We start from the raw sequence: 4,028 nt of genomic DNA on the forward strand, positions 1-4,028 counted from the left end.
GCGGTGAACCTCATGTCCGGGGACGCCTCGGCGGCCAGTGCCAGCACACCGACTGCCGCAGCACGCAATTCGAGGCTACCGAGCCCCTGCTCCGCCGCCTCCTGCCATCGGTCCGCGACCGGCGCGACGATCGCCCCAGCCTCGTCCATCACCGCAGGAGACGTCAGCAACGCCTCGATCGCCGCGACCGGCACCTGCCACAGCCCGCCCGGTTGCGCATCGAGATACCGCACCTCGAGGTGACCGGACGGCCGGACCGGCGGGAACAGCGTGGACAGGTGATAGTCCAGATCGTCGACGGTGGGGCGACGGCGCAACTCGTCGTCCAGCGAACCGGTCAGCCAATCCGCGAACGACGCGTCCGGCGGCGCATGCCATTCCGGGCCGGACGCTTTCACGCACAGCAGGGGCGCATCGAGCGCCCACGCCGGATAGTCGCCGGGGTCGGACACCGGGGTGGTGCGGTCGGGGTCGAGACTCAGCCAGGTCCGCATGCGCTGCGACGCCCACCGCCCGTCCGGAATACCTTTCAGCACAGGAGAACACGCGAACGCCGAGATCATCGTCGGCCCTATCGCGTGGAGGAGCTGCCAGCGGCGACGTACCTCGTCGTCGTCCGCACCGGCATCGACACTCACCTGCACCGCGGCGGTGCTGTTCATCATCAGCCTGCCCATCGGGCCGATCCGGTCGAACCGCAATTCCATTGCGCTGTAACGCGCAGTGCGCAGCAGGCGGTGCGGGGGCCGCACATCGTCGCCTGCCGTATCGAGCATGAGCAGTGAGCGCCGGGCCAGCAAGGAACGCAGCATGCGAGAGTCGGCGACGAGACGGTCGCACACCTGCCGGGCCGACGCGCACGGCACGCTGGACAGCTCGACCTGACCGCCGGGTTCGAGGCTGACCACACTCCCGGACGGCAACGGTCGGGCAGACGACGTCGGTGCCACCGTCCGCGGTGCGTGCGCGCCGAGCGAATCCACGATCCCCTGCAGCGCGGGCCGGGCCGCGGTACCGTCCGCGCGAGCAGTCAGCCATTCCAGTTCCACCCCGATCAACCTCGGCGGACCGAACCGGAAGCTGCGGTGGCGAACGTGTGCCTCCGCGTCCGCACGCGAGGTGAAGAGCGCGCGCGGAGACGCAGTACCGATCGCGGTCACCACTCGATCACCACTCGATCACCCTCCCTCGCCACCGAGCCAGGACACAGACGAGCCTAACCCGCTGGCTGTCTCGACGCGGCGAGAACTCCGGCGGCGACACGGGTGACGGCGCTACATTCCTGGCATACCTACTGGTCGTACGTGATGTCGAAGAGGTGGTTCGACCGTGCTGGATCTCGAAAAGGTTCGCCGGGACACGCCCGGTTGTTTCGGCCGGGTGTTCCTCGACAGTGCCGGTTCGTCGCTGCCACCGACACCCGTGCTCGACACCGTCGTCACCCACCTGCGCCGCGAAGCGGAGGTCGGCGGGTATGTCGCCGCGAACGAGCAACTGGACGCACTCGGCGCGGTGAAAGCCGCGATCGGCCGACTGCTCGACGTCGAACCCGGGTCGGTGGCGCTCACCGACAGCGCCTCACGCTCGTGGACATCGTTCTTCTATGCGGTGCCGCTGCGCCCCGGTGACCGCATCCTGATCTCCCGTGTCGAATACGCGGCCAACGCGGTCGCCGCGCTGCAACGCGCCCGTGCCACCGGCGCATCCGTCGAACAGATCCCGTCCGACCCGGACGGACGCATCGATGTCGGTGCGCTCACCGCCATGCTCGACGAGCGCGTGAGGCTGGTGTCGCTGGTACACGCCCCCACCAACGGTGGTCTCATCAACCCGGTGCGGGAGGTCGCGGACGCGGCGCACGCGGTCGGGGCGCTCGTGTTGCTCGACGCATGCCAGTCCGTCGGGCAACTCGCGGTGAGCATTCCCGAACTCGACGTGGATGCGCTGTCCGCGACCGGCCGGAAATGGCTGCGCGGTCCCCGCGGTACCGGCTTCCTGTATGTGCGTCCGAGGCTGATCGGCGAACTCGAACCGGCCGTGCTGGACCTGCACAGCGCACGGTGGTCGGGGACCGACGAGTACGAGCTCGCACCCGACGCCACCCGCTTCGAACTGTGGGAAGCCGACATCGCCGCGCGCCTCGGTCTCGGCGCTGCGGTCGACTATCTGCTCGACCTCGGGATCGACGCGGTCACCGACGCGATCTCCTACCGCGCCGAGCATCTGCGCGACGGCCTGGGGCGCATCCCCGGTGTCCGGGTCCGCGACCTCGGCGACCCGCGCAGCGGCATCGTCTCGTTCACCGTGGACGGCCACGAGCCGAGCGCGGTACGCGATGCACTCGCGGCCCGGTCGGTGACGGTGACCGTCAGCCATCGCAGTTCGACGTTGCTGGACATGTCCGCGCGGAAACTCGATGCGGTGGTGCGCGCGTCACCGCACTATTTCGTCTCCCCCGCCGATGTCGATCGGTTCCTGGCCGCCGTCCGGAACTTGTGACGTCGGCGGCGCGGCCGCCGGGAGAGCGGGGGCTGTTCGCTTTGCCTCCGGCGATCCGGTAAAGTCCTTCGAGTTGTCTCGGCGAGGGTGAACCGCGTAATCGCTGGCTCACCGTGATCGACGCGGCTGCGGCTCCGCTCGAGCGTTCCACGCTCCCGGCCCGCGCGTGTCCGGTCTCCGCGTCGCCGAGAAGACCGACCCAGTGAGAGCCACCAGCGTAGGAGCCGTCGCATCATGTCCAACGAGAACCGTCTCGTCGCCGCCGTCCGCACCGAGTTCGGCAAGGGCGCCGCCCGCCGTGCCCGCCGTGACGGACAGGTCCCCGCCGTGCTGTACGGCCACGGCACCGACCCCAAGCACCTCGCGCTCCCGGCCCGCGAGCTCGCTGCCGTGCTGCGCGCCCACGGCACCAACGCCGTGCTCACCCTCGACGTCGACGGTTCCGAGGAGCTGGCGCTGACCAAGTCGATCGTCGTGCACCCGATCCGCAACTACATCGAGCATGCCGACCTGCTGGTCGTGAAGAAGGGCGAGAAGGTCATCGTCGAGGTGCCGCTGATCGTCACCGGCGCTGCCGCGCCGGGCACCCTCGTCGTCAACGAGGTCACCACCATCAAGCTCGAGGTCGAGGCCCTGCACATCCCCGAGCAGGTCGAGGTCTCCATCGAGGGCGCCGAGCCCGGCACCCAGTTCCTCGCCGGCGGCGTCGACCTTCCCGCGGGCGCTGCGCTGGCCGATGAGGCCGAGCTGCTGCTCGTCAACGTCGTCGCGCCGACCGAAGAGGCCGGCGACGAGAGCGACGAGGCCGCAGCCGAGGAGGCCTGAGCCACCCACGGCTCCACATGGTTCGTTGCGGCGCGTCATCCTGCACGGGATGGCGCGCCGCGCGCGTGTGACCTGGCGCCGGACGCCGGCACCCGGTCGGGAAGGAATACACCACCGTGAGCGAGGACACCGTGCTCGTCGTCGGACTCGGCAATCCCGGGCCCAAGTACGAGAAGACCCGCCACAACATCGGCTTCATGGTGGCCGACGTGGTCGCCGGACGTGTCGGCGGTTCGTTCGCCGCGCACAAGCGCAGCAATGCGGACATCGTGCAGGCTCGGCTCGACGGCAGGCAGGTAATCGTCGCGAAACCGCGCACCTACATGAACGTGTCGGGTGGCCCGGTCGCGAGTCTGGTCAAGTTCTTCTCGGTCGAGTCGTCGAACGTCGTGGTGATCCACGACGAATTGGATCTGGATTTCGGCACCATCCGGCTCAAACAGGGGGGCGGCGAGAACGGCCACAACGGGCTGCGGTCGACGTCGACCTCGCTGGGTACCAAGGACTATCTGCGGGTACGCATGGGCATCGGCCGGCCGCCGGGACGGCAGGATCCGGCGGACTTCGTACTCAAACCGTTCTCGACGACAGAACGCAAGGAACTCGACATTCTGTGCGAGGAAGGCGCGGACGCTGTCGAACTGCTGCTGCGCCTGGGCCTCGAAGGCGCACAGAACCGAATCCACTGACCCCCGGTGTGGGGG

Annotated in this window: 4 protein-coding genes; 3 read left to right on the forward strand and 1 reads right to left on the reverse strand. The window is 69.0% G+C overall.

Annotated features, from left to right (window positions below):
- Positions 1 to 1,049: ergothioneine biosynthesis glutamate--cysteine ligase EgtA (egtA, locus tag WAX14_RS08095; RefSeq protein WP_422627573.1), on the reverse strand; the 1,049-nt coding region annotated here is incomplete at its 3' end.
- 280 nt (positions 1,050 to 1,329) lie between these two features.
- Here egtA and WAX14_RS08100 point away from each other — a divergent pair.
- From WAX14_RS08100 to pth, 3 genes are all read left to right on the forward strand, one after another.
- Complete coding sequence (locus WAX14_RS08100) at positions 1,330 to 2,499, forward strand: aminotransferase class V-fold PLP-dependent enzyme (RefSeq protein ID WP_422627574.1); 1,170 nt, start codon at positions 1,330 to 1,332, stop codon at positions 2,497 to 2,499.
- Positions 2,500 to 2,733: 234 nt separating this feature from the next.
- A complete protein-coding gene (locus WAX14_RS08105) occupies positions 2,734 to 3,324 on the forward strand; it encodes a 50S ribosomal protein L25/general stress protein Ctc (protein ID WP_422627575.1) in 591 nt (196 codons plus the stop codon).
- Positions 3,325 to 3,440: 116 nt separating this feature from the next.
- Complete coding sequence (gene pth / locus WAX14_RS08110) at positions 3,441 to 4,013, forward strand: aminoacyl-tRNA hydrolase (RefSeq protein WP_422627576.1); 573 nt, start codon at positions 3,441 to 3,443, stop codon at positions 4,011 to 4,013.
- Positions 4,014 to 4,028: the final 15 nt, after the last annotated feature.

This window comes from Rhodococcus sp. (in: high G+C Gram-positive bacteria) (genome assembly GCF_049299235.1).
Lineage (GTDB): Bacteria > Actinomycetota > Actinomycetes > Mycobacteriales > Mycobacteriaceae > Rhodococcus.

Bases quoted from the DNA above. Each gene is read 5' to 3' on its own strand.
- WAX14_RS08105 (WP_422627575.1), top strand. From the start codon at position 2,734: ATGTCCAACGAGAACCGTCTCGTCGCCGCCGTCCGCACCGAGTTCGGC.